Origin of the sequence: Prochlorococcus marinus str. MIT 0919, assembly GCF_027359375.1 — a bacterium.
GTDB lineage: Bacteria > Cyanobacteriota > Cyanobacteriia > PCC-6307 > Cyanobiaceae > Prochlorococcus_D.
In genome coordinates this window covers 1,208,136-1,232,889 of sequence record NZ_CP114779.1, presented here as the reverse complement: position 1 = coordinate 1,232,889, position 24,754 = coordinate 1,208,136, and the positions used below count along the sequence as shown (strand labels likewise).

The 24,754-nt window shown below is 36.5% G+C and carries 24 protein-coding genes; 14 read left to right on the top strand and 10 right to left on the bottom strand.

What is annotated here, in order from left to right:
• Window positions 1-9: 9 nt before the first annotated feature.
• The 4 genes from O5635_RS06745 to O5635_RS06730 all read left to right on the top strand — a co-directional run bounded on the left by O5635_RS06745 (window position 10) and on the right by O5635_RS06730 (window position 4,616).
• A complete protein-coding gene (locus O5635_RS06745; protein ID WP_052042824.1) occupies window positions 10-1,782 on the top strand; it encodes a diflavin flavoprotein in 1,773 nt (590 codons plus the stop codon).
• Window positions 1,782-3,614, top strand: coding sequence for a diflavin flavoprotein (locus tag O5635_RS06740; RefSeq protein ID WP_036901817.1), 1,833 nt, complete (start codon window positions 1,782-1,784; stop codon window positions 3,612-3,614). Before O5635_RS06745 ends, O5635_RS06740 begins: the two co-directional genes overlap by 1 nt.
• Window positions 3,615-3,660: 46 nt before the next feature.
• Window positions 3,661-4,185, top strand: coding sequence for an NAD(P)H-dependent oxidoreductase (locus O5635_RS06735; protein WP_036901819.1), 525 nt, complete (start codon window positions 3,661-3,663; stop codon window positions 4,183-4,185).
• 224 nt (window positions 4,186-4,409) lie between these two features.
• Window positions 4,410-4,616: a hypothetical protein gene (locus O5635_RS06730; RefSeq protein WP_036901821.1), complete on the top strand. Its 207-nt coding sequence runs from the start codon at window positions 4,410-4,412 to the stop codon at window positions 4,614-4,616.
• A 20-nt stretch (window positions 4,617-4,636) separates the two neighbouring features.
• Here O5635_RS06730 and mrdA read toward each other — a convergent pair whose 3' ends face one another.
• Genes mrdA through O5635_RS06715 form a run of 3 tightly spaced genes read right to left on the bottom strand, consistent with a single transcriptional unit; the run spans window position 4,637 to window position 7,457 of the window.
• Window positions 4,637-6,439, bottom strand: coding sequence for a penicillin-binding protein 2 (gene mrdA / locus O5635_RS06725; protein ID WP_269607320.1), 1,803 nt, complete (start codon window positions 6,437-6,439; stop codon window positions 4,637-4,639).
• 29 nt (window positions 6,440-6,468) lie between these two features.
• Window positions 6,469-6,825 carry a hypothetical protein gene (locus O5635_RS06720; RefSeq protein ID WP_036901825.1) on the bottom strand — a complete coding sequence of 119 codons (357 nt, stop codon included), beginning with the start codon at window positions 6,823-6,825 and terminating at the stop codon, window positions 6,469-6,471.
• Window positions 6,826-6,845: 20 nt separating this feature from the next.
• Window positions 6,846-7,457, bottom strand: a complete 612-nt coding sequence (locus tag O5635_RS06715) for a hypothetical protein (RefSeq protein WP_036901827.1) — start codon at window positions 7,455-7,457, stop codon at window positions 6,846-6,848.
• Between the two features lie 354 nt (window positions 7,458-7,811).
• On the opposite strand from O5635_RS06715, the gene O5635_RS06710 reads away from it, so the two are divergent.
• Entirely contained in the window at window positions 7,812-9,500 is a 1,689-nt protein-coding gene (locus tag O5635_RS06710) for a tetratricopeptide repeat-containing sulfotransferase family protein (RefSeq protein WP_036901829.1), read from the top strand.
• Window positions 9,501-9,820: 320 nt separating this feature from the next.
• On the opposite strand, the gene guaA is transcribed toward O5635_RS06710, so the two are convergent.
• Window positions 9,821-11,410, bottom strand: coding sequence for a glutamine-hydrolyzing GMP synthase (gene guaA, locus O5635_RS06705; protein WP_036901831.1), 1,590 nt, complete (start codon window positions 11,408-11,410; stop codon window positions 9,821-9,823).
• Window positions 11,411-11,460: 50 nt separating this feature from the next.
• Complete coding sequence (cbiD, locus tag O5635_RS06700; protein ID WP_081934280.1) at window positions 11,461-12,762, bottom strand: cobalt-precorrin-5B (C(1))-methyltransferase CbiD; 1,302 nt, start codon at window positions 12,760-12,762, stop codon at window positions 11,461-11,463.
• Here cbiD and O5635_RS06695 point away from each other — a divergent pair.
• Complete coding sequence (locus O5635_RS06695; RefSeq protein ID WP_036901833.1) at window positions 12,680-13,825, top strand: pyridoxal-phosphate-dependent aminotransferase family protein; 1,146 nt, start codon at window positions 12,680-12,682, stop codon at window positions 13,823-13,825. The two genes, cbiD and O5635_RS06695, sit on opposite strands and share 83 nt — an antisense overlap.
• Before the next feature lie 17 nt (window positions 13,826-13,842).
• On the opposite strand, the gene O5635_RS06690 is transcribed toward O5635_RS06695, so the two are convergent.
• The gene (locus tag O5635_RS06690) at window positions 13,843-14,130 is read right to left on the bottom strand and encodes a hypothetical protein (protein WP_036901836.1); all 288 of its coding nucleotides are present in this window, start codon (window positions 14,128-14,130) and stop codon (window positions 13,843-13,845) included.
• 476 nt (window positions 14,131-14,606) lie between these two features.
• Between O5635_RS06690 and O5635_RS06685 the strand changes: the two genes are divergently transcribed.
• Window positions 14,607-15,023 (top strand): DUF6554 family protein, encoded by a 417-nt coding sequence (locus O5635_RS06685; RefSeq protein ID WP_036901837.1) that lies wholly within the window; start codon window positions 14,607-14,609, stop codon window positions 15,021-15,023.
• Between the two features lie 186 nt (window positions 15,024-15,209).
• Entirely contained in the window at window positions 15,210-15,620 is a 411-nt protein-coding gene (locus O5635_RS06680; RefSeq protein WP_036901844.1) for an HNH endonuclease, read from the top strand.
• 3 nt (window positions 15,621-15,623) lie between these two features.
• On the opposite strand, the gene O5635_RS06675 is transcribed toward O5635_RS06680, so the two are convergent.
• On the bottom strand, window positions 15,624-15,851 hold the full coding sequence (locus O5635_RS06675; RefSeq protein WP_036901846.1) for a hypothetical protein: 228 nt from the start codon (window positions 15,849-15,851) through the stop codon (window positions 15,624-15,626).
• A 32-nt stretch (window positions 15,852-15,883) separates the two neighbouring features.
• On the opposite strand from O5635_RS06675, the gene O5635_RS06670 reads away from it, so the two are divergent.
• Together O5635_RS06670 and pdxA are read left to right on the top strand one after the other, a co-directional pair.
• Window positions 15,884-16,798 carry an SDR family oxidoreductase gene (locus tag O5635_RS06670; RefSeq protein ID WP_036901848.1) on the top strand — a complete coding sequence of 305 codons (915 nt, stop codon included), beginning with the start codon at window positions 15,884-15,886 and terminating at the stop codon, window positions 16,796-16,798.
• Window positions 16,799-16,924: 126 nt separating this feature from the next.
• Complete coding sequence (pdxA, locus tag O5635_RS06665; protein ID WP_036901849.1) at window positions 16,925-17,929, top strand: 4-hydroxythreonine-4-phosphate dehydrogenase PdxA; 1,005 nt, start codon at window positions 16,925-16,927, stop codon at window positions 17,927-17,929.
• An 11-nt stretch (window positions 17,930-17,940) separates the two neighbouring features.
• Here the strand turns inward: pdxA and accB are convergent, their stop codons facing one another.
• Together accB and efp are read right to left on the bottom strand one after the other, a co-directional pair.
• Window positions 17,941-18,444 carry an acetyl-CoA carboxylase biotin carboxyl carrier protein gene (gene accB, locus O5635_RS06660; RefSeq protein WP_036901851.1) on the bottom strand — a complete coding sequence of 168 codons (504 nt, stop codon included), beginning with the start codon at window positions 18,442-18,444 and terminating at the stop codon, window positions 17,941-17,943.
• The gene (gene efp / locus O5635_RS06655) at window positions 18,441-19,004 is read right to left on the bottom strand and encodes an elongation factor P (RefSeq protein ID WP_036901853.1); all 564 of its coding nucleotides are present in this window, start codon (window positions 19,002-19,004) and stop codon (window positions 18,441-18,443) included. Before efp ends, accB begins: the two co-directional genes overlap by 4 nt.
• A gap of 63 nt (window positions 19,005-19,067) precedes the next feature.
• Between efp and O5635_RS06650 the strand changes: the two genes are divergently transcribed.
• Entirely contained in the window at window positions 19,068-20,144 is a 1,077-nt protein-coding gene (locus tag O5635_RS06650) for a peptidylprolyl isomerase (protein ID WP_081934281.1), read from the top strand.
• Complete coding sequence (gene thiL / locus O5635_RS06645) at window positions 20,137-21,141, top strand: thiamine-phosphate kinase (RefSeq protein WP_036901857.1); 1,005 nt, start codon at window positions 20,137-20,139, stop codon at window positions 21,139-21,141. Before O5635_RS06650 ends, thiL begins: the two co-directional genes overlap by 8 nt.
• Window positions 21,142-21,169: 28 nt before the next feature.
• On the opposite strand, the gene gap is transcribed toward thiL, so the two are convergent.
• Window positions 21,170-22,192, bottom strand: a complete 1,023-nt coding sequence (gene gap, locus O5635_RS06640) for a type I glyceraldehyde-3-phosphate dehydrogenase (RefSeq protein WP_036901860.1) — start codon at window positions 22,190-22,192, stop codon at window positions 21,170-21,172.
• Window positions 22,193-22,371: 179 nt separating this feature from the next.
• Between gap and murC the strand changes: the two genes are divergently transcribed.
• Both murC and murB read left to right on the top strand, forming a co-directional pair.
• A complete protein-coding gene (murC, locus tag O5635_RS06635) occupies window positions 22,372-23,835 on the top strand; it encodes a UDP-N-acetylmuramate--L-alanine ligase (protein WP_072013259.1) in 1,464 nt (487 codons plus the stop codon).
• Window positions 23,825-24,721: a UDP-N-acetylmuramate dehydrogenase gene (murB, locus tag O5635_RS06630; protein ID WP_241462944.1), complete on the top strand. Its 897-nt coding sequence runs from the start codon at window positions 23,825-23,827 to the stop codon at window positions 24,719-24,721. The genes murC and murB overlap by 11 nt, the downstream gene beginning before the upstream one ends.
• Window positions 24,722-24,754: the final 33 nt, after the last annotated feature.

The following is a 24,754-nucleotide window of genomic DNA, read 5'->3' as shown; positions in this document are numbered from 1 at the left end:
GATATCACCATGAATGAGCAAACTAGCGTAGGCCAAGACTCTATCTCTAGAGAACAAGGTCTCTCTATACAATGTGAACTTATTGGTTCCAATACAACTACCATTCGCTCTCTAGATTGGGAACGTGATCGTTTTGATATTGAATTTGGATTAAGAAATGGAACTACGTATAACAGTTTTCTTATTAAAGGAGAAAAAACAGCTTTAATCGACACTAGTCATAAGAAGTTTAAGAAGCCTTGGTTGAAAGTTTTATTGAAAAATATTGATCCAAAGAATATTGACTATCTGGTAGTAAGTCATACAGAACCTGATCACTCAGGATTAATAGGTGATCTTCTTGATTTAAATCATGAAATTGAAATTATTGGTTCCAAAGTTGCTTTACAATTTCTAGAAAATCAAGTTCATAAGCAATTCAAATCAAAGACCATCAAAACTGGTGATGAGCTTGATTTAGGGATGAATCAAGCAAATGGAATTCATCACAAATTAGAATTTCTAAGTACTCCAAACCTCCATTGGCCAGACACAATTTTTTCTTTTGACCATGCCACTGGAATCTTATTTACATGTGATGCATTTGGACTCCACTATTGCTCAAATGAACTATTTGATTATAGTTCTGAGCTAATACTCCCAGATTTTCGCTATTACTATGATTGCCTAATGGGACCAAATGCGCGCAGTGTTTTACAAGCTCTTAAACGGATAAATAACTTACCTGAAATAAGCACTATTGCCGTTGGTCACGGACCTCTTTTAAAACACAACATAGATTTGTGGAAAAACAATTATTTGGAATGGAGTCAAAAACGGAATAAAGACGAAGGATATTCTGCTGTTTGCTATATAAGTCAATATGGCTTTTGTGATCGATTAAGCCAAGCAATTGCATTAGGTATTAATAAAGCAGATTCTCAAGCTCAACTTGTTGATCTTCGGGCTTCGGATTCCCAAGAAATCAACGCCCTTATCAGTGAAGCCAAAGCAGTGATAGTTCCAACATGGCCACATGATCGAGATGCTGAACTGCAAAATTCAATAGGGACTTTATTAGCTGGATTAAATGCAAAGCAGTGGATAGCTATATATGACGCCTATGGCGGTAATGATGAACCAATAGATGTAGTTGCAAACCAGCTACGAAGCCTTGGACAAAAAGAAGCATTTTCACCTCTCAGAGTGCATAAAGAACCTGACGCAAATACATATCAATGTTTTGAAGAAGCAGGTACTGATCTTGGACAACTACTAAATCGAAAGAAAAATATAGCGACCATCAAAAGTTTTGATGGGGATTTAATGAAAGCAATGGGACGTTTAAGTGGAGGTCTATATGTAGTCACCGCTAGTCAGGGGACAAACAATGCTAAGCGCCGTGGGGCAATGGTGGCTAGCTGGGTTAGCCAAGCCAGTTTCTCTCCTCCAGGAGTCACAGTTGCTGTAGCAAAAGATCGTGCAATTGAAACACTTATGCAAGTTGAAGATAAATTTGTGATCAATGTTCTAGAAGAAAATAATTATCAGAAATTATTTCGTCAATTCCTGAGAAGATTCCCACCAGGCGCCAATCGTTTTGAAGGTATAGGTGTTTTGGAAGATGCCGCGCAAGGTGGGCCAGTATTAAGTGATGCACTAGCTTATTTAGATTGTGTAGTGCAACAAAGAATGGAAACTTCTGATCATTGGGTTATATATGCACTGGTAGAAAACGGAAGCATTGCCAATCCAGAAGCCAAAACAGCTGTTCATCACCGCAAAGTTGGGACATCTTATTAATGTCAAATACCCAAAGCAAAGAATTTTCAAAGCATTCAATAAATCTTGCTATTGAAGAAGATTTACTTTGTATAAAATGTATTAGCCCAAAGAAAATTCGTTTTGAAATTGAATATTCATTAGGCAAAGGAACTACTGCCAATTCATTTCTTTTTACCAAGCCTGATAAATCACTTGCAAGCGCTATTCTTATTCATCCTCCTGGTAATAATTTTAAATCAACTTTTTTACCAGCCTTAACGAAAATCTTATCTTCAGATAAGACTACTTTAGATGTTGTCATTGGTCATATAAATCCGAATCGTGTTGCTTTACTTAGAGAACTAACTATTACTTTTAAAAATATAAAGTTAATTTGCTCAAACCCAGCAGCAAAATTATTAAAAGATCTATGGTACCAAGTCAAACCTTCAAAAACTTCAACGACCACTAGTAACGCAGTAACAATACCTCCCTTTCCAAAAGTTAGTTTAATAAAACAAGAGCAAACAATAATCATATCTGACGACTATGAACTTCAATTAATACCAACACCAACAGCAAAATGGCCAGGAGGACTAATGGTATTCGAAAAGCAGACAGGTTTACTAATGAGCGATAAATTATTTGGGGCCCATATCTCTACACATCAGTGGTCTGAACTAAATCGAATAAGCACAGAAGAAGAACGTCGCCATTATTTCGATTGTCTTATGGCGCCGATGACTCAGCAAGTCAATTCAATTGTCGAAAAGCTTGAGCTGCTTGAGATACGATGTATTGCCCCATGCCATGGACCAGCAATTGAAACAAGTTGGCGTAGCTTACTAAATGACTATCAACGATGGGGTGAATCACAACAAAGGACATCTTTAAAAATAGTTCTTCTTTTTGCAAGTGCGTACGGCAATACAGCCGCAATAGCTGACTCTCTTGCTAAAGGAATTAGTTCCACTGGAATATCTGTGCAAAGTTTAAATTGCGAGTTCACTCAAACTCATGAATTAATTAAATGTATACAAGAAGCTGATGCTTATTTAATAGGCTCGCCCACTCTGGGAGGGCATGCCCCAACACCTATTATTTCAGCTTTGGGAACATTACTTGCCGAAGGCGATAGAAAAAAACCGATAGGAATCTTTGGGAGCTATGGATGGAGTGGTGAAGCCTTAGATCTACTAGAAAACAAGCTTAAAGATGGAGGATTCCATTTCGGCTTCGACCCAATAAAAGTAAAGTTTAGCCCGGATGAAGTGATGATCAAAACTCTTAAAGAAACGGGGACCAAATTTGGGCGAATGTTACTTAGAAGTCAATACAAAAAGAAACGTCAACCGAGTGGAGGTATTAATACAACAAAAAGCGATCCTGGTCTGCTAGCACTCGGTAAAATAATTGGTTCTTTATGTATCTTAACCACTGAGAAAAAAGATGAGTCAGGTAAGCAGATTTTAAATGGAGCAATGGTAGCTAGCTGGGTTAGCCAAGCCAGTTTCTCTCCTCCAGGAATAACAATTGCTGTAGCCAAAGATCGTGCTGTTGAAACCCTCTTACATAAAGAAGACCTATTTGCATTAAACATATTAAATAAAGAGAATCATCAAAAGCTGTTAAAGCAATTTCTACAACCTTTTGCCCCAGGGGCAGACAGGTTTCTAAACTTGCACCTTGAAAGCAGTCCTGGCAATCAACCAATTCTTCCAGAAGCTTTGGCCTGGCTAGAAGGTTTTGTCAAACAAAGAATGGACTGTGGGGACCATTGGCTGATATATGCAGAAATCAAGCATGGCAAAGTGCTTAATCCAAATGGAATTACAGCAGTACATCATCGGAACACAGGAGCAAATTATTAATCAAAATTCTGATAAAAATAAGTAAGAGTAATTTCGTCAAATCCGCATGAGTCCTCTTTCAAATCTACTAATCGTAACTGCTAGTAATGGTGAGAATCTCAAATTAGCCCAACGTTTTGCCCTGGCAGGTACAAAACTTGGAGCAAAAGCTGAAGTAATTGATTTAACAACCATCGATATCCCCATCTACAGCCCCAGATCCCATGAAAAATTAGGGATTCCTCAAGAAATAAACGCTTTACATTCTCAAATAGTCTCCATACCTAGATGGGTGATTTGTGCTCCAGAATATAACGGCTCCATACCGCCAACATTAACAAATGCAATTGCATGGTTATCAGTTCAAGAAAAAGATTTTCGAAAGTTATTTAATGGAAGACCTATTGCAATTGCAAGCTTTTCTGGCGGAGGATGTATGGAGCTATTGCTGTCTATGAGAATACAGTTAACACACCTAGGTGCTCAAGTAGTTGGAAGACAATTAGCGTGCAACAAACAAAATCCCGCAAAAGACGAGTCAATAGATGACCTGTTAAACCGCTTATTACAAATGGAACCCTTACAACTTTAAGCAAACTAGTGATCTATATATAGTGTCTAGCAAAAGTTAAAGTTTTTGAGAAATCCTTGCCTCAAGCAAAGGTACAGTCGTGAAAACCATTGCATTATATACAAAGTTTTCTAAGTTTTCATCAAAAAACCTAATTACAATTAGGTCAGCAAGATCGAACAAAATTGCTTCATACCCTATATATATGGTTTGATAAATATATTCTCAATCACTTGAACTTCTTAATGAGATGTTTCTCGGAAAGAATCAATGCGATTCGGTATAGAGGTTTTCTTTTACTAGAAGAGCACAACAGAAGTTGGTTAGTAAGACCAGAAAGAAGTCCTATGTTTTTACTACCCTTTAGGACTCCAGCTTGCTCATTAGTAGAAGTCAAACAAATACTTGATCAGAAACTTTCTAACAAAGAACAAGAAATGCATGCAGCGTGAAAAACTAGATCAAAACTTCTCTAAAGACCTTTATACCAAACCTCTAACACTTCTCTAGCCATAGGAAGTGCATGAACTGACCCTCCTCCAGGAGTATTTTGAGCGAATGCCACAACAACTATTTCTGTAGATTCAAAAGGTGCAAAACATGCAAACCAAGCATGATCACTACCCCCAGTACTATCTTCTGCCGTGCCAGTTTTCCCAGCAACAGGTGGAAGAGTTAATTCGCCAAAATGAATAGTTCTACCTGTACCAGATATAGCTACTTTTCTTAACCCTTCTCTAATTTTTTGCAATGTAGAAGGCTTGATGTCCACTTTCGTTCTGAATTGGTTCGATAACCAATCAACCTTGCCTTCAACTAAATGGGGAGTAATTAAATACCCCCCATTTGCAAAAACAGCATAAGCTCGAGCTAATTGTAAAGGTGTCACCTGAACAACAGCCTGCCCAATTGAAGCACTTGCAATATCTTCAGGAATCCAAGGAGTCGTTCCAGGTTTCCCCCATCCCCGACCCTTCTCAGCCCATTCTTTGTTACCAACAAACCCTTTACTTTCTTCATTGCTAATTTCAATACCCGTCCGCGAATAAAAACCTAATTTAATAGCCGCTTCATATAATTCTTCAGAACCAACTCCAACTCCAACCTGATAAAAAAAAGTATTACTAGAAACCCGAAAAGCATCTTCATAACCAATTTTGCCAAATCCCAAACCATTATGTTCAGGAAAGCAATGTCCTCCATATTGAATACATGGTTTTGTATCTAGCAAAACATTAGGAGGGTATTTACCACTTTCCATTCCAGCCATTCCAGTCACTACTTTCCAAGTACTGCCAGGGTCGTAGGCATTTAATGCTCTACTCAAAAGCGGTAAATCAGACGCTAAAAAAATATCCTCATATTCCTTTTGAGTAGTAAATAATTTAGTAAAATAGTTTGGATCAAAACTTGGGCGACTGGCCATGGCTTTGATCGCACCTGTGTGAGGATCTAAAGCAACTATTGCACCGCCTTTTTTCCCCTCAAGAGCTTTTTCTGCAGCATTTTGTAATCTAAGGTCTAAAGTTAATATTAAATCTTTTCCTGCTTTAGGTGATTGATAACCTAAACTTCTTTGAATTTTACCTGTTGCATCTACTTCAAGCATTTCACCGCCCCATTTACCTCTTAGATGGTGCTCAAAAACAGATTCTATTCCCGCTCTTCCAATGCGATCTCTTATCTTATAACCTTTATTAGCTAAAAGCTTATATTCATTTGAAGTTATATATTGAGTATACCCTAATACATGAGATGCAACTGTCTTAAAAGGATAATATCTTATCAATTCTAAATGGACTTGTGCTCCATATAAAAGGGTTTCATTCTCTTTAAATCGTATAATCTGTTCATCTGACATTTCTGCCATTAATGTAATACTAAATTGATTATTTATGATACCTGAATCAAAAAGTTCATGTATTTTTTTCAAGTCTAAATCTAATAATTGAGAAAGATTTTCAGCCAATAAAGGCCATTCTGATTTCTTTATCAAATGTGGTTGAACAATTAATGAATATACCAATCTATTATCAGCCAAAGTAATACCATTAATATCAAGAAGTCGGCCACGAATGGGTGGAGATGATACTACTCTGATTCGATTTTCCTCTGACAAGCGCTTAAACTTACTCCCTTGCAATATTTGTAAGTGAACAAGTCTCCCAAAAATTAATAAGAATATCATGGTTACAAAAAAAACTAAATTATTAGGCTGATTTATTAAATTTATTTTTCTACTTCTATTTTCTTTATAAAAATCTCCTTGTTTCATTGCAAATAAAAACAGTTTTAAAAAATCAATTAACTATTATTATTCTCGTCCAAATAAGCCTTTAACAAATCTAATCGCTCTTCTATTCTTAATAAAATAGGCATTAATGGAGTTTTCTCTTCTAAAGCTACTTCCTCAACAGAAATCTTAACTTCCTTCACTGGATTCCCAAGACCAGGGCTTACATTATCCAATTGTTGCCTTACCACGCCAGCTGCCAAATCACCTTCCATTTTTAATTCTGCAAATGGTTCTTTGGCAGACTGAAAGACTTCCATCACTTTTTGAATGCCACCTTTCCGGACCCGCTCCACAACAGCCATTCCCATAGGAAGTGCATCTTGCATTACCTTCAAATGAAAAGCCCTTACTGAAGAGTCAGGCATAAAGAAGATTATCTACAAAATCAATTTAAACCAGTTTGGTCTGTACTGCTGAAATATGGATTGCAACTATTGTTAGAGATGCCCATGGACCACCCGCCAAACATTGCAAAAACACAAATTGCAACTATAGGTACCACTGCTTTATGAGTAGTCTCTAAACCTATCCACTCACGCCATTCACACAAAAAACGTTCTCTAGCAATTCGTTGTTTCTCTTGGGATTCTTTCTTAAAGCGGCGTCTAAAAGACTTCTCTACCCATCTCTCAAAAGCACGCTTTTTAGTTACTGCCATCTTTCTTTCTACTTCTAACAATTGGCCAGAACTGAGTTCTGGATGAAAAGTACTTATTAATTCAAGACTTTTCAAGAACATTTCAACAGCACCATCTTTAATATTACGTTCTTCTTCTTCAAGAAAATTCCAATCAAGTTCTGGGTAGAAACGAAGACGGTTGACTTTGATTTGTTCCTCGCCTAGTTGACCTGGCTCTCTCAGCCATCTATCTGTATTGTTATCAAACCTACGCCAATATAAAAAAGGGTTTAAAAAAATAGTTTTGCCCGACAACTGAATGCTGTCATATTGAAGTCTACGGTCAACAAAGCTTTCTGTGTGATTAGCTACTGTCAATGAATTTTACGTAACTGGTCTAAAATAGCGATTTTTCTGTTAGTTAACCAGTCTTTTATAAGTCCTGAAGAGGATATATTTCTAATTTTATTCCCACTCGATAGTCCCTCACAAAAAGATTGTGGATATAGCTGGCATCTAGGACACACAAATTGCGTGATAAACCCGTGACAAACTACAATATTCCCAAAGAACAAGACTTGATTTGATTAATAATCATAGAAGCTTCAAGTAAAAGAGGAGGTAATTAGAGTATAGAAAATACAATCAAAATCTTCATAAAGAATTGAATCTATATAATCTCAGTCCTTTAGGAAAAACTATGATTAAAAAGGAATCCCTTAGAGGTTAAGAATGAAAGGTTTTGGAGATCAGAATAAATCTAAAAAAAAAGTAGGCGATTTAACAACTAAACAACATCATTATCAAATACTGAATAATGCATTAAAAAATCACTCAGATGGAAATATTTCTCAAGCAGGAAAATCTTATCAATATTTAATTGATAATGGATTCGAGGATACAAGAGTATTTAATAATTATGGAATGATCTTAATAAGTCTTGGAAAATTAAAAGACGCTGAACTATCTATTCGCAAGGCAATTGAACTTAATCCTAAAGATGCATTAGCACATTCAAATTTAGGAGGCATTTTGAAAGAACTTGGAAAACTAAACGACGCTGAACTATCTATTCGCAAGGCAATTGAACTTAATCCTAAAGGTGCAGCAGCACATTCAAATTTAGGAGTTACTTTGAAAGAACTTGGAAAATTAAAAGACTCTGAACTATCTATTCGCAAGGCAATTGAACTTAATCCTACAGATGCAGCAGCACATTCAAATTTAGGAGTTACTTTGAAAGAAATTGGAAAACTAAAAGACGCTGAACTATCTATTCGCAAGGCAATTGAACTTAATCCAAATCTCGCTACAGCATATGTCAGTCTTGGGCACATATTCAAAGAAATTGGAAAGCTAAAAGATGCTGAACTATCTATTTGCAAGGCAATTGAACTTAATCCAAATCTGGCTACAGCATTCTATTCGTTATCAACCCTGAACTATTCAAATAAAAATCAAATATGGCAGGATCAACTATTTTCGGAAAATATTCTAAAAAGTAACTCTAAAAAAGATCATATTGATATTTACTTCGCAAGAGCAAATATTTTGCACAAAGAGAAAAATTATAAAGAAAGTGCTAGATACCTTCAATTGGCAAATGAATTAAAACTCATGCTTAACCCATCTAATGCTGATGTCTTTATCAAAAAGTCCCAGAGTTTACTTGTTGAATCTCAGAAAGCCAATATCAATCAAAAAGAAAACAAAAAATATCCCCAAAGTATTTTCATTGTTGGAATGCCTAGAAGTGGATCAACATTAACTGAATCAATTCTTTCTATGAATACTAGTGTAAAGGGTTTAGGGGAGGTTAATATCTTTGAAGAATCATTTGAAGATTACAGAAAGAATTCTGAAGGGTCAACACTTGCTGAATTATATTGGCAGAAAGTAAACAATGAGCAGGAAGAATGGAAAATTACAACCAATAAATGGTTATATAATTATCAATACACAGGTATCATTGCAAGTCAAATACCTAATGTCATAATTATTCATTCATTTAGAAATCCTTTAGATAATATTCTCTCAATTTACCGAGCAAATTTTGCGAGGGGAAATAAATATTCTTCCTCCCTTGTTGATTGCGCAAAAATATATTTAAATCACGAAAATATAATGACTAAGTACAAGAATAAATTTCGATCAAACATCTACGACTTAAATTATGATTCATTAGTGAGTAATCCTAAGAAAGAAATTAAATCTTTAATTTCTTATTTAGGGTGGGAATGGGATGATGCCTACCTAGCACATCACCTCAACCGACGATCCGTGACTACCGCAAGCGTAGTTCAAGTTCGTTCACCGATTAATTCAAAATCTATAGGAGGATGGAAAAACTACAAAGAGATGCTTACACCTGCTATAGAAATCCTGACTAAAGATGATAGATATCGAGACTTAACTGCTTAAGTTATCGAGGAAAAGTAAATACCTAAAAAACAATAAAATTTTCTTCTATTACGACTATCAATTTTCGATGTATAGAGGATCAACACCTAAACATACTTCTAACTCTTCATACAAAAGATAAGAAGGTGCATTGATACCTTTCAACCATATATGGGGAAATAAAATGTAGAGAACAGCATCTTTCTAAGATTTCTTCACGAATACGAAGTGACAAGACAAACCAAAGAGGTGAAACACCTGTGTTTCCTGCCCCTGTTATACATTACAAACCCGTGACAAACTACTACTTGCAATCTATAACTGCGTTCTGCCCTTATGAACTATTCCCACTCGATTGTCCCAGGAGGCTTACTAGTTATATCTAAAACTACTCGATTAACTCCTGCAACTTCATTTACTATTCGGTTAGAAATAATTTCTAATAGAGGATCAGGCAATCTAGACCAATCTGCCGTCATACCATCTTCACTAGAAACACATCTCACAACGATGGGCCAAGCATAAGTTCGTTGATCTCCCATAACTCCTACAGAACAAACAGGTAATAAAACTGCAAAAGCTTGCCAAATATCGTCGTATAAAGATGCTTTACGAATTTCTTGCCTAACAATTAAATCAGCATCTCTTAAGCAATTCAATTTCTCATCTGTAACTTCGCCAAGAATTCTTATTGCAAGTCCAGGACCTGGAAAAGGATGCCTACTTACAATTTCCTCAGGCAACCCTAAAGCTCGACCTACTTTTCTGACCTCATCTTTAAACAATAATCTCAAAGGCTCAACCAACTTAAATTGAAGATCCTTAGGCAAACCTCCAACATTATGGTGACTTTTAATTTTAACCGCAATTCTCTCTCCTGTTTTTGGGTCTATATTTGTCCCAGAACTCTCGATAACGTCTGGATAAAGTGTGCCTTGCGCCAAGTAATCAAAAGGACCTAATCGAACACTTTCTTCTTCAAATACACGAATAAACTCTGCACCAATTATTTTTCGTTTCTTCTCTGGATCAATCACACCTTTTAATTTGGAAATAAATCGCTCACGTGCATTGATATATTGAACATTAATATTAAATTTCTGATCAAAGAACTCCATTAAAAACTCAGGCTCTCCTTTTCGCATAAAACCTTGATCTATAAACATGCAAGTCAATTGATCCCCTATTGCTCTTTTCAATAAAAAAGCCAGCGTCGATGAATCAACACCTCCAGACAAAGCAAGCAAAACTTTTTTCTTGCCCACTTGTCTCTGTACTTTACTTACTGCTTCATCGATAAAAGTGGTAGTAGTCCAATCAGGTTGACAACAACAAATGTTATAAACAAAATTCCTGATCATTACCATCCCATTCTGTGAATGAACCACTTCAGGATGGAACTGAACACCATAAAAGTTACGGCTATGAGAAGCGATAGCAGCCTCTGAGGTATTACTAGTATGAGCCAAACGGACAAATCCTAGAGGCAGCTCTTCTACGGCATCAGCATGACTCATCCACATTATCGACCCAGATTCGACATTCGTTAGTAATGCAGTAGGGTCATCCACATGCAATGGAGCTTTCCCATATTCAGCTTTTCCTGTAGCAGCAGTTACACGCCCTCCTAACTGTTGCACCATTAATTGCATGCCATAGCATACTCCAAGAATAGGAATGTCTAAATTCCAAATCTCTGGATCAGAGAGAGGTGCGCCATCTGCATAAACAGAACTTGGTCCTCCACTAAGAATAATTCCTTTAGGGGCTAATTTCTTCAATTCTTTAGCAGAGGTGCTATAGCCCATCACAATCGAATAAACTTCTGTCTCTCTAATCCTGCGAGCGATTAGTTCCGAATACTGTGAACCAAAGTCAAGAATAACTATCGAAGGATTCCTTTGATTTTCAAGCTGTGAATTAGAAGACATATAAACCAAAAAAAATCTGCACCAAGTTCAGAATAGATAAAAGTTTAACTCTAGTCTTGAAGAGTCACATCTAGAGAATGAATGTTTTGAAGACCCAATGGACCTGCCCATCGCAATCGTCGTTCACGATCGAACAAAACTACTCCTATCTTCATAGAAGAAGCAATATAGCGATTAACATATACTTGACTTCTCTCCTCAACTTCCCTAGCTATTCTAAGCCATAATTTCTTAGCACTTGTTAAATCATTTTGTTCTAGCATCAGCAAGGCATCCTGAATAGAAACACATTGCCCAAGTGATTTTATCAATTCAAATGAAATACCTTCTTTAACAGCTAAAGCAACTAAAATTTCCAACCTACTATCTGCTAAATGATTATGAGTATGAAAAATTCCTCCAGCAAGTTTAATTAATTTGCCATGATAACCAACAATTACCAATTGCTTTACCCCTTCTTCTGCAGCTGCAACAAGTAAAGGTCCCAACCAATTACCTGTTTTAATAATTGGAAAAGCATTGAAACCTGCTTTCAATGCTAAGTCCAAACCATTTTCACCAATCACAAAAGTCAAATTACCAGCAAAATTTTTTCTCGAACATTGATCACGCAAATTTCTTATAGCGTTTTGAAGTTGATCAGGAGAAGCACTCACTTGCACCTCAGCTTGTGTACCTATCAAAGCCAGTCCATCTACAACTCCAAAAGCACGGTTACTTGTTCGTTGAGCTAAATCTCGTCCAGCAGGGAAAATAATTTCCAATTTTAAAAGTTTTCCATGTTTTCTAAAAGACAAAAGGTTTAAATACAAAAGTTTTTCGGCAAACTCAGAGATACAAATTTGACCATCAGACTCAAATTTTCCAACCCCAAAACCACCATCAATTTTTAACCATGAATCTGAAGAAAGGACTGAGTCTGTATTGGCCATCTGATCACTTTCCTCTAAATTCACAAAAACCCAAATTTCCAACCCCCTTGTTAAATCAAGCAAAATTCCAGGATCACAATGACTAATCGCCATGGCTCCCTTGCCAGTATTAAGAGATGCTGCTGATGAAATAGGAACCTTAATTACTTCTTCAGCATCAGGTAATTGAATAGTCTGAACTGGGCAAAAATCATTGCCTTGCATGACTTCTACTGCAGCTTTTGCAGCTGCAGCAACCCAAATAGGTAGGGTTAAACCTCTAGAATCAGAAAAAGGATTAGAAATAAATGAATTCCCTTGGTAGTTGTTTAAGATAACTCTTTTACATCTGGAAGCGATGAAAGAAAAACTTGCTCTAATGATTCCTGGACCAACGCCAGTCCCAGAAAGAGTTCTACAAGCCCTTGGGAGGCATCCCATAGGCCATCGAACTCCAGAGTTTCAGGATATTGTAAAAAAAACAACGAATCTGCTTAAGTGGCTCCATCAAACTGAGTCAGACGTTTTAACAATTACTGGTAGTGGTACTGCTGCTATGGAAGCAGGAATTATAAATACTCTGAGTAGAGGCGATAAGGTTATTTGTGGAGAAAATGGAAAGTTTGGCGAACGATGGGTCAAAGTTGCTAAGGCCTATGGGCTTGATGTTCAAGTAATCAAAGCTGATTGGGGCAACAGTTTAGATCCCAAAAAATTTAAAAGTGTACTCGAAAAAGATAAATCAATACGGGCCGTAATCTTAACTCATTCAGAAACATCCACAGGAGTTATTAATGATCTAGAAGAAATTAGTTCTTATGTTCAAAAACATGAGCTAGCAATAACAATTGCAGATTGTGTTACAAGCTTAGGTGCATGTAATGTCCCAATGGATCAATGGGGTTTAGATGTCGTTGCATCAGGATCTCAAAAAGGATACATGTTGCCACCTGGCCTAAGTTTTGTTTCTATGAGTCAAAAGGCCTGGGAAGCAAATAATCGGTCAGATCTACCTAAGTTTTATTTAGATTTAAAGCCTTACAAAAAAACAGCGGATAAACACAGTAACCCTTTTACGCCAGGAGTTAATTTATATTTTGCACTCGCTGAAGCATTAGAAATGATGCAAGAAGAAGGTTTGGAGAATATCTTTAAACGCCATAAAAAACATAAAGAAGCAACTGAAAAAGCTATGCAGGCTATTGGCCTAAGTCTTTTTGCTGCTGAAAATTGTGGAAGCCCTTCAATTACAGCTGTCTGTTCCAATGATATTGATGCAGATATAATTAGAAAATATGTAAAAGATAATTTTGATATACTACTTGCAGGAGGACAGGATCACTTAAAAGGCAAAGTATTTAGAATTGGACATCTCGGATTTGTAAATGATCGAGATATAATCTCAGCCATAGCATCTATTGAAATTGCACTAAACAGACTAGGTATTGAAAAGTATCCAGTTGGCACAGGAGTCAATGCAGCATCAAAGATTTTAAAAGGTTAATGCTTATTTATAGAAACTTAAGCAGCAATACCATGACCTTCACTTTCCTCCTCCAACCAAAATTCACCGTCCTTATCCTCGCTAGTTGAAGTATTCAAAAGACCTTTACATTCCTGAAGCATCTGATCAACACCATCAAGCATGACAATTTCCTCATCAGTCTGTATTGAATCAGATTGAGTAGCTTGAGACTCTAACGTTTCTAAACGCCGTTCCAATTTTACCAATCGTTGTGATATTGCCGTTAGAGTTTGAGCTAGATCTTCAGCAGTTCTTGTAATCCTGAATGAGCAAGAAGATGACATTTAAAAATCCAATACTTTCACTGATGACAACACATAAATACGAAATTCTCAAGTCTTAAAAAATAAAGAGCTTAAAATACATGGTAAAAAAATTAAATTGAAAATACTATTCTCTAAATTAAGCGCAATTTTACTCTAGGCAATGTTTAGAGAAAACTGGTTAATAGCACATTTATTGGAGTAACTCAAATTACTCTGGAGTAACAAATTAAGCCTAAGAAAAGGAGTTAAAAAGGTTAATAGCAAGTGCCAATGAGAGCATTGGTAAAATATGGCCAAGAAGTTAGTGCTTAAGAAATGAACGTAGTCAAATGAATAGGTGTTAGAGTTTTCTGAGTAAATGAAGAAAAAATCTTATTCATATTCTGATCATTACTAGTGAAATTCCCAGAGAAGAAGGATAGATAAATGATTAGAACTACTAGACAGAGCAAAATACGTAGATAAGTTATTAAATAAGTGCTTGGAATAATCTCATGCTCAAGAAAAGGAATCTGGTTTTCATACCATTTGCCATTGGATTTCTTACCTCGATAGGCTTTTTTGGATCAACAGCAGCTTTAGCAGGAGCAGGAATTGGTGTTGATATCTATTGCCTGATGCGTGAAGGAGGCAATAGTCATGAATCAAGTTGGAGAGCAGCATATGAATCAATTAAAAATCAAAAGCCTGGTATTTTCAAAACATCGCCTAGGCAAGCCGCTGCAATGATCATCGAATCAGTTGTGCGGGAACCTGCCAAATATAATAATTGCGTTGGCTATCTTGGAGATCTTTATCCAAATGAATTAGAAATACAAAAACAAATACAGGCTGAAGTAGAGGCTGAAGTAGAGGCTGAAGAACAAGATGAAGATGATAAAGGTTACATTGAAGAAAGGTATAGTTATTGATTTTGATCAATAATTATCTAATTTAAGACTCCTCAGTTTAATTAAATAGCCCGTAAAAGGATAACCAAGCCTAATGTTGGCAAATTTGAAGGTTGCTCATAGCACTAATTAGAAATCTACAAACAACTAATCAGATATTGACTAAAGAAATAACCACGGCAAAATATAGTTAACCGATGCACTCGGATGCAAAATAGGGATGCGGTTTTCCTTGAAGATTTCTGCCCCAAATTACGTGTCCGAAGATGGAGACAGTCCCTCCATAGTTTTACTGGCGAAAGTTGTATTTATTGCGGAAATCCATCTGAATCAATAGATCATGTATTGCCTAGAAGCAAAGGCGGTTTAAGTATTACAGAAAATTGTGTCCCAGCATGCCTTGCATGTAATGGTGACAAATCAAATACGGATGCGTTTGATTGGTATAGAACACAAAGGTTTTATGATCCCCGACGTGCTATGGCTTTACGCGCATGGGTGGAAGGCGATCTAAGATTGGCAATGCGTTTACTTGAATGGGCTAAACCAAACGAACACAAAACATCTAAACAAAATATAAGTAAGCCTGACGAAAAGTGGGACTGGCAAGCAGCATAACAATTACCAAATCTGACATGCATTGGCAGAGTTATACTTTTGACATATAGAAGCAAATTGATGAGGCTGCTCAAGACTCACCAAAACAGTAAAAAATCCCAAAAGCAGTACAAGTATTAAAATGGATTGGAAACTTTTCCTTTGTTCAGTGGTTGAAGAAGTTTCAATAGCATGCAAATCTAAACCAGTAGTTCCTTCTGGCACAATATGAAAATAAGAACCTGAGGCCATTAAAAAACTTAGCAAGTAATACATTTGTACTTATGATTGAAGAGGTTGTCAAGCAATCCCAAAAATTTTTGCCAAATTCAAAATTGCTTATTTTTGGCGGCGGTTTTAGTGGTCAACATATAGCTGCAGTTGCCAGAAAGCTTGGTGCAAAAGTTTTTTGTAGCAGAAGAAGCTTTAGTAAACCAGGCACGGATTTTCTTTATGACAGCACTAGTAAAGCAATTCCGACTAGCACAATCTTTGAGGGTACAACCCATTTAATAAGCTGCATCCCTCCATTAGAAAATGGAGAAGACCCTGTTCTTAAAATTTTAAAAAATGAACTGACAAAGATGCCTTTGAAATGGGCCGGATATTTATCAACTACTGGGGTTTATGGAGATAGCAAAGGTGCATGGGTTGATGAAAGTGATATTACAAAACCAACGCAGACTCGCAGCATCCGCCGATTAGCTTGTGAAGAAGAATGGAAACAATCTGGCTTACCTGTTCAAATCCTTCGTCTACCAGGCATTTATGGTCCAGGCAGATCAAGCCTAGAAGCTATTAAAAATCAAAAAAGCAAGCTTGTAGACAAACCAGGTCAGGTCTTTTCGAGAATACATGTGGATGATATAGCAGGATCTATTATGCATCTAATAGACTTAGCCCCTGAAAGTATTAGTCATCAAATTATTAATTTAGCTGATGATCTTCCCGCATCTAATGTGGAGGTTATGAAATATGCAGCCAATCTTCTAGAAATTAAACTACCACCTTTAGAATCATTTGAGAATGCTTCCAAATCAATGAGCCCAATGGCTTTATCATTTTGGAAAGAGAATAGAAAAGTTAGTAATAAAAAACTTTGCCATGAACTTGGGTATTCTTTGATTCATCCAAGTTATAAGTCAGGGTTAAAAGATTGCTTTAATTATTTGTCTCAAAACTTTCATTCTCCTTATTAAAATAATAATGAAAAATCTAAGGCAAGTTAGGAAATTTATTATAATTAAACTGAATCAATTAAATATGAAAAACGGAACAGAATTAATAGAAAAAAATTGTATAAAAGAAGAATCTGAGTACAATCAATGAAAAAAAATAACACGCTAATCATAACATTAGGTGACCCAGCAGGTATTGGACCTGAAGTAACTTTGAAAGCCCTTGCTTCCAATGAATTGCCTAACAATCTAGAGACTTTATTAGTTGGGTGTAAAAAAACTATTAACGGTATTTATGCAAGTCTAAAAGAAAAAGGAGTATATCCCCTTGCAAATCCTAAAGATCTAAATATCGAAAACATTCCCTGTAAAGAAAATTTTGCTCAAGGAAAGGCAAATGCATCGAGTGGAAAAGCAAGCTTTGATTGGTTAACTCGTGCAAGCGAACTAGTCTTAAGTGGATCCGGAAAAGGGCTGGTTACGGCTCCAATATCTAAACATGCATGGACTCTAGCGGGACATTGCTACCCAGGACAAACAGAAAGACTGGGCGAGTTAACTAAAAGTCAAAAGACCTCAATGTTATTCACTGCAACTTCTCCATATAATGGATGGAAATTAAATACTCTTTTAGCAACTACACATATTCCCTTAATTGATATATCCAAAGAATTAACACCCGAATTAATAACTTCAAAATTAAATGCATTATTAGAATTTTGTTTAATGTTTAAAGAAAATCCAACCTTATGTATCTCAGGCTTAAACCCTCATGCAGGAGAAAACGGTCAACTAGGCAAAGAAGAACTTGAATGGCTTATTCCAACGATTCAACAATGGAAGAAAAGTCATCCTAATTTTGTTTTAAAAGGGCCAATATCTCCTGATGTTTGTTGGATGTCCTCAGCGAAAGCTTGGCAAGGAAATGAAATCCAAAAGGCACCTGATGGGATTCTCGCTTTGTATCATGATCAGGGGCTTATTCCAATAAAATTAATAGCTTTCGAATTTGCTGTTAATACAACTTTAGGACTGCCATTTGTACGCACATCACCGGATCATGGAACAGGTTTTGATATAGCAGGCACTGGAAAAGCATGTTGTAAAAGCATGCTATCTGCTATCAAAACAGCATGGGAATTGTCAAATTAATAGGATAAAGCTTAGAGAGGTTTAACTCTCATTAAAACCTGACCAAATTCAACTGGAGTACCGTTTTCAATAAGTATTTCTATTATCTCTCCACCAACTTCTGATTCCAATTCATTCATTAACTTCATTGCTTCAAGAATGCAAATTGTTTGACCTACTTTAATTCGAGAACCAACTTCAACAAACGCAGGGTCCCCAGGGGCAGGGGCTCGGTAAAAAGTCCCAACCATAGGAGCTGTAATTTCTTGATATTCAGACCTTGAGGCTGCTACTGCAGGGGGAGGATTACTAGGAATTGACGAAACAGGAGGTTCTGCAATAACTGATGCTATTGGTTGAGAAATTGCTTGAACTGAACTTGAAGCATCAACATGATTTAAAGGCATTGAGCCTGGGAGATTACGTTTAACCTCCAAACAGAAATCCTCACCTTCTAGGCGAAATTCTTGTATATCACTTTCTGCCAAGGTGGCTAATAAGCGATGCAGTTCTTCGTGATCAAGATGCATTGTCATGAGTTCTCCCGACCTAGATAACTATCATTGCGAGTATCTACTTTTATCTTCTCACCGACTGAAATAAATAAAGGAACCATAACCTGTGCTCCTGTTTCAAGAATTGCAGGCTTTGTACCTCCAGTAGCAGTATCTCCCTTAACTCCAGGATCAGTCTCCTTAATTTGTAAAACTACAGAATTTGGCAATTCAACTTCTAACGGTTTTTCATTCCATGACACAACATTAACCTCCATACCTTCCTTGAGATACTTCCTGCTATCTCCAATTTGATCAGCTGTCAAACGAGTTTCCTCATAACTATTCATGTCCATAAAAACATAATCCCCTGACTCCATATAAGTATGCTGGAGAGTTGTTTTTTCGAGCATAGCCTGCGGCACAGTTTCTCCTGCTCTAAATGTTTTTTCTACCACATTGCCACTTTGAACAGATTTCAACTTTGTCCTAACAAAAGCTGATCCCTTTCCAGGCTTGACATGTAAAAACTCAACTACACGCCATACAACACCATCTAATTCAATTGTAGTGCCGGTCCGGAAGTCGTTACTTGAAATCATTTCCGCTAATCATCACAAGTAATCATAGAACTGTGCGAAAGTCATGCATGACTGAAACATCACATGACAAGAAAAATTCTCTTATTTGCAATTCTGACACTATTTATCCCATTCGTATTCATTTGGGATAAACCTGCAATTGCTGCACTTCCCAAAGGGAATCGAATTAGTGACCCATATGCAATTTTGAGAAACGCTCTACCTATAAATCAAAAAGACTTAAGAGAAATCCAAAGAACCCTGGAAGAAACAAGCGACCTAGTAAGAGGAGGACGTTGGCCTGCAATTAGCAAAGCTGCATCTAGAAGTCAATTTTTGTTAAATAATAGAAAAAACCAAATACTGCAATCAGTACCTTCAAGCAAGAAGCAAACTGCAGAAAACGTTCTTTTATCTTTGAAAGAAAATCTTGAGAGCCTGAATGTTCAAGCCAGCGAAAAAAATAAAGCAGAGTTTATAAATTTAAGACGTCAATCACTTGAACAAATAGGAGAACTAGAATCCCTTCTTCTCCCAGGGGAATTTCCATATGAAATACCTGATAAATTTAATGATTTGCCTAGACTTTTAGGTCGAGCAGATGTGTCTATAAAAACAACTCAAGGGGAAATGACTGCTGTAATTGATGGATATAATGCTCCTCTTACAGCTGGGTCATTTATTGATCTAACTAACAAAGGTTTTTATGACGGTCTACCTATCAATCGAGCCGAAGAATTTTTTGTCCTTCAGACTGGAGACCCAAAAGGAAATGAGATTGGCTATATAGATCCTGAAACAAAAAAAGAAAGGCATGTGCCACTGGAAATCAAAGTTGAAGGTGAGTCAGAAACAATTTATAACGCAACATTTGAAGAGCTTGGATTGTATACAGCAAATCCTGTGCTGCCCTTTGCAACTCTAGGAACATTAGGCTGGGCTCATTCTGAAGACGCGCTAGATGATGGATCATCTCAATTCTTTTTCTTTTTGTATGAAGCTGAACTCAATCCTGCAGGAAGAAATTTAATAGATGGGCGTAATTCAGCTTTTGGATACGTTGTTGAAGGAAATGAAGTGCTAAATAAGCTAGGCGTAGATGATCAAATACTGTCAATCAAAGTCCTGAATGGAATTGAAAAGCTAGAGGCTCATGGTTAACAAGAAAAACTTTCAAGAATGTATTTGTGATATAGGCGAACAAGAAATATTGAATCGTTTAAAACTATTTATGGATGAAGGTCAAATAGAAAATGATACTGCCTTAATCAAAACTTCTAATAACAATTTAATCGTGAATACAGATGTGCTTGTTGACAAAGTTCACTTTAGCGACAAGACAACTTCAGCAATAGATGTTGGCTGGAAAGCAATAGCCGTTAATTTGTCTGATTTAGCCTCAAGTGGGGTTGATGAAATCCTAGGAGTCACCATTGGGCTAATACTTCCTCCTAGAACCCCCTGGGAATGGGTTGATGGAGTATATGAAGGGATTAGCAGTGCCTTAAATACATACGGAGGCAAATTAATTGGTGGAGATATATCTAAAGGGAGCGAGAAAGTAATTGCTATAACAGCAATAGGATCTCTTGGTCCATTACACCTTCACCGAGCCCATGCTTTACCTGGTGACTACCTTGTAACAAGTGGACCACATGGACTTAGCAGGCTTGGATTAGCAATCCTTCTTGAGGAAAAGATAAAACAAAGAAACGCGCTATCAAGTGAACTTAAAAATGAGGCTATCAAAAGACATCAAAGACCAGTGCCCCCGATAATTGCACTACAAAAATTAATTAGCTGCAAACCTAGGGTTTTGCCTTGGAGAGCTGCTGGAATAGATACCAGTGATGGTCTGCTAGAAGCAATCAACAATGTTTGCAAAAGCAGCAATTGCAAAGCAATACTTAATTCAAACAACTTTCCTAGACACCCTCAGTGGCCTATTGGTAATCAATGGGACCAATGGTGCATCAATGGCGGAGAAGATTATGAATTGGTTTTAAGTTTGCCTCCTATGTGGGCAGAAGAGTGGCTAAAGATTGTCCCCTCTGGTCACTTGTTAGGGGAAATAACCCAAGGAGAGCCTAAAATTGTCTTGGATAATGACAAAGAAATTAATCTAGAGAATTATTTAGGTTTTAATCATTTCAAATAAAGTAATAATTACTCTAGATAATTAAAGACTACTTCCAACGCTGTGCAACAATCTCAGCTAGATCTACTACCCTTTGGCTATAGCCCCATTCATTGTCATACCAAGCAACTACTTTACCCATATTATCTCCAATAGACATTGTTAATGCAGTATCAACAATAGAAGATTCATTAGTTCCAGCATAATCACTTGACACTAATGGAAGGTCTCCATATTTAATAATGCCCTTCATAGATCCTTCTGAAGCAGTTTTCATTGCTGCATTAATTTTGTCAGCAGTAATTGCACAACCAGCTTCAAAAACAATGTCGACAGCAGAAACATTAGGAGTAGGTACACGCATTGCTATCCCTGTCAACTTCCCTTTCATTTGAGGATAAACTAAAGCGACTGCTTTAGCTGCTCCTGTTGAAGTTGGAACAATATTCATCGCTGCGGCTCTAGCTCTTCGCAGATCTCTGTGACTATTATCAAGAATTCTTTGGTCACCTGTATAACTATGAATAGTTGTCATCAAACCTTTATTAATCCCAAAAGTTTGATCTAAAACCTTAACTACCGGTGCAAGGCAATTTGTTGTGCAACTTGCGTTACTAAGTACATTAAAGTCAGAGTGATTGTATTCATCGGCATTTACCCCAACAACAAAAGTTCCTACACCTTCTCCTTTGCCAGGGGCAGTAAGAATAACTTTTTTTGCACCGATAGCAAGATGCTTGCTCGCTCCTTCATAAGTGTTAAAAACACCTGTTGATTCAATAACGAGGTCAATATCCCATTCTTTCCAAGGCAAATTCAATGGATTCCTATCAGAGAAGCATTTGATTTCCTTTCCATTAATGATGAATTTATCATCTGCATAGTCAATATCTGCATCTTTAAGCTCGCCCAGAATTGAGTCATACCTCAATAAATGAGCATTGGTTTTTGGATCAGAAGTGACGTTCACACCAACTACTTCCAAGCCTGTATTTGAGCCTCTGCTCAACCAACAACGCATGAAATTACGACCAATTCGGCCAAATCCATTAATCGCTACACGTAAGGTCATGTTAAAAGCCGCTATAAATCGGAGGGGAAATGGCCTGTGATCATACAGAAATACGGCGCATTTCTTTACTTCTTTACGTGCTTTCTACAAAATTCATCTCGAAAAACCAGTAAAACCTAGAAATTCAACTCAAAAAATTTAAAAAATGAGCCTTAAGAGCAAGGGAACGTTATGGTTCAATCGTTGAAAACCTTAGAAGAATTCAAAAAGAAACAAGCCATCTTCATTTCATAGGAATAGGTGGCATTGGTATGTCAGCGATTGCAATGGTTTTAAGAAAAAAAGGCTTTTCGATATCTGGCTCAGACCTCAAGCAAAATAATGCCATTAAAGAATTAGAAAAAAATGGTGCACAAATTTTCTATAACCAACAAGCAGAAAATATCCACAAACTATGTGATTCCACTAAAACACTACCAACGATCGTTGTAAGCACTGCGATACCTAAAGCAAACCTCGAATTACTGGAAGCAGAAAAACTTGGGCTTTCAATACTTCATCGTTCTGATGTTTTAGCCTCACTTATTAGTAACCAAGAATCAATTCTTGTAGCAGGGAGTCACGGCAAAACAACAACTAGCACAATAATTTCCACACTTTTAAAAATATCCCAACAAGATCCAACAGCAATTATTGGTGGTATAGTACCGATTTTCAATAGTAATTATCATATAGGTAAAGGTAAATTTCTAGTTGCAGAAGCTGATGAATCAGATGGAACACTAACTAAATTCAAAGGGACTATAGGAATCATTACAAATATAGAATTAGATCATACTGACTATTATAAAAACCTTGATTCGTTAAAAGATACAATGAATATTTTTAGCAAGAATTGTAATCAAACTATTGCTAATTATGATTGTAAAAATCTTCGAGATTATAAGCATTGCAATACAATTTGGTATTCAAGAAAGATTATTAAAGGAATGCATTTTAGTGCCATACCTATTTGTACCAATGAAAAAGAACTAATAGTAGATTATTACGAAAACGAGCAATTTATAAGTAAACTCAAGATGCCATTACCTGGCTTGCATAATTTGAGTAATACACTTGCAGCTATTAGCGCTTGTAGAATAGCAGGCTTAACATTTAATGATTTGAAAAAGAATCTTCAATATATTAAGTCTCCTAAAAGAAGATTTGAATTTAAAGGTTTGTGGAAAGGAAGGAGAATTATAGATGATTATGCACATCACCCTAGTGAAATTGATGCAACAATTTCTACTGCTCGACTAGTCGAATCTAATCAAAATGATGGTATTACTACTTTTACAAAAAAATTGGTGGTTATTTTTCAACCCCATCGTTATAGTCGTACAAAAGATCTACTTAATGATTTTGCAATCTCTCTTGGAAAAGCAGATAAAGTATTTTTAACACAAATATATAGTGCTGGTGAAAAAAAAATTAAAGGTATAGATACTCAAAAACTTGCAAGATTAATAAGAAAAAAATATGAAAATATTCCAGTATATTCTTGTGATAACTTTATAGAATTAGAAAAAGTTCTAGAAAATAAGACATCAAATGATGATATGCTTATTTTTATGGGTGCAGGAGACATTGATAAGTTTTCTGAGAAATTAGTAAATTCCAATCAAACTAATAAATTAAAGTCAACCAATTGTGCTGCATAAAAATTTGATATCCAAAAGCATTCAATCATTAGTATTACTTAAGAATTTCACCACATTACGAGTAGGAGGACCTGCCCAATGGCTAGCAGAACCTAAACATATCGAAGAAATTAAAGATTTAATTAATTGGGCAAAGCAAAAAAGTCTTAACTGCCAAATCATAGGTGCTGGGTCCAACATTTTAATCACCGACAATATTCTTCCAGGACTGACTATATGTTTAAGGAAACTACAAGGATCAAAAATCAATGCTGAAGATGGAGTTATTGAAGCTTTGGCAGGTGAAGCAATCCCAGGATTAGCTAGACGTGTAGCAAAAGTAGGTCTTCACGGAATGGAATGGGCTGTAGGGATCCCAGGAACAGTTGGAGGCGCGGCTGTTATGAATGCAGGAGCTCAAGGTCATTGCACTGCAGACAGGCTTGAATCAGTAAAAGTAATGTCCCTACAAGGGGGAGAACCTTTTGTATTAACAAAAAAAGAACTCAATTTTTCCTATCGACAAAGTATTCTCCAAGAAGAGGAATTAATAGTTTTATCTGCTCGTTTTTTACTAGAGCCAGGACACAGTAATAAAAATCTCTCTCAAACAACTACTGAAAATCTCAATAAAAGATTAAAAACCCAACCTTACCATCTGCCTAGCTGCGGAAGTGTTTTTCGCAATCCTGAACCTTTGAAAGCTGGACGCATCATTGAAAATCTTGGTTTAAAAGGGTTTCGTATTGGTGGAGCGGAGATTTCTAGAATGCATGCAAACTTCATTGTGAATTCAAACAATGCTTCTGCTCTTGACATAGCCAAACTTATTCAAGTCATTCAAGAAAAAGTCGAAGATTCTCATGGATTTTTACTGCATCCAGAAGTAAAACGACTAGGTTTCTGAATAATCACCTAATCTGCATCTTAATACAACAAA

Bases quoted from the DNA above. Each gene is read 5' to 3' on its own strand.
- pdxA (WP_036901849.1), top strand. From the start codon at position 16,925: ATGAAAAAAAATAACACGCTAATCATAACATTAGGTGACCCAGCAGGT.
- guaA (WP_036901831.1), bottom strand. From the start codon at position 11,410: ATGTCTTCTAATTCACAGCTTGAAAATCAAAGGAATCCTTCGATAGTT.
- mrdA (WP_269607320.1), bottom strand. From the start codon at position 6,439: ATGAAACAAGGAGATTTTTATAAAGAAAATAGAAGTAGAAAAATAAAT.
- gap (WP_036901860.1), bottom strand. From the start codon at position 22,192: ATGACCTTACGTGTAGCGATTAATGGATTTGGCCGAATTGGTCGTAAT.
- O5635_RS06745 (WP_052042824.1), top strand. From the start codon at position 10: ATGAATGAGCAAACTAGCGTAGGCCAAGACTCTATCTCTAGAGAACAA.
- efp (WP_036901853.1), bottom strand. From the start codon at position 19,004: ATGATTTCAAGTAACGACTTCCGGACCGGCACTACAATTGAATTAGAT.
- accB (WP_036901851.1), bottom strand. From the start codon at position 18,444: ATGACAATGCATCTTGATCACGAAGAACTGCATCGCTTATTAGCCACC.
- O5635_RS06740 (WP_036901817.1), top strand. From the start codon at position 1,782: ATGTCAAATACCCAAAGCAAAGAATTTTCAAAGCATTCAATAAATCTT.
- O5635_RS06720 (WP_036901825.1), bottom strand. From the start codon at position 6,825: ATGCCTGACTCTTCAGTAAGGGCTTTTCATTTGAAGGTAATGCAAGAT.
- thiL (WP_036901857.1), top strand. From the start codon at position 20,137: ATGGTTAACAAGAAAAACTTTCAAGAATGTATTTGTGATATAGGCGAA.
- O5635_RS06690 (WP_036901836.1), bottom strand. From the start codon at position 14,130: ATGTCATCTTCTTGCTCATTCAGGATTACAAGAACTGCTGAAGATCTA.
- O5635_RS06735 (WP_036901819.1), top strand. From the start codon at position 3,661: ATGAGTCCTCTTTCAAATCTACTAATCGTAACTGCTAGTAATGGTGAG.
- O5635_RS06710 (WP_036901829.1), top strand. From the start codon at position 7,812: ATGAAAGGTTTTGGAGATCAGAATAAATCTAAAAAAAAAGTAGGCGAT.
- O5635_RS06730 (WP_036901821.1), top strand. From the start codon at position 4,410: ATGAGATGTTTCTCGGAAAGAATCAATGCGATTCGGTATAGAGGTTTT.
- O5635_RS06680 (WP_036901844.1), top strand. From the start codon at position 15,210: ATGCAAAATAGGGATGCGGTTTTCCTTGAAGATTTCTGCCCCAAATTA.
- O5635_RS06695 (WP_036901833.1), top strand. From the start codon at position 12,680: ATGAAAGAAAAACTTGCTCTAATGATTCCTGGACCAACGCCAGTCCCA.
- O5635_RS06650 (WP_081934281.1), top strand. From the start codon at position 19,068: ATGACAAGAAAAATTCTCTTATTTGCAATTCTGACACTATTTATCCCA.
- O5635_RS06685 (WP_036901837.1), top strand. From the start codon at position 14,607: ATGCTCAAGAAAAGGAATCTGGTTTTCATACCATTTGCCATTGGATTT.
- O5635_RS06675 (WP_036901846.1), bottom strand. From the start codon at position 15,851: ATGGCCTCAGGTTCTTATTTTCATATTGTGCCAGAAGGAACTACTGGT.
- O5635_RS06670 (WP_036901848.1), top strand. From the start codon at position 15,884: ATGATTGAAGAGGTTGTCAAGCAATCCCAAAAATTTTTGCCAAATTCA.
- cbiD (WP_081934280.1), bottom strand. From the start codon at position 12,762: ATGGGATGCCTCCCAAGGGCTTGTAGAACTCTTTCTGGGACTGGCGTT.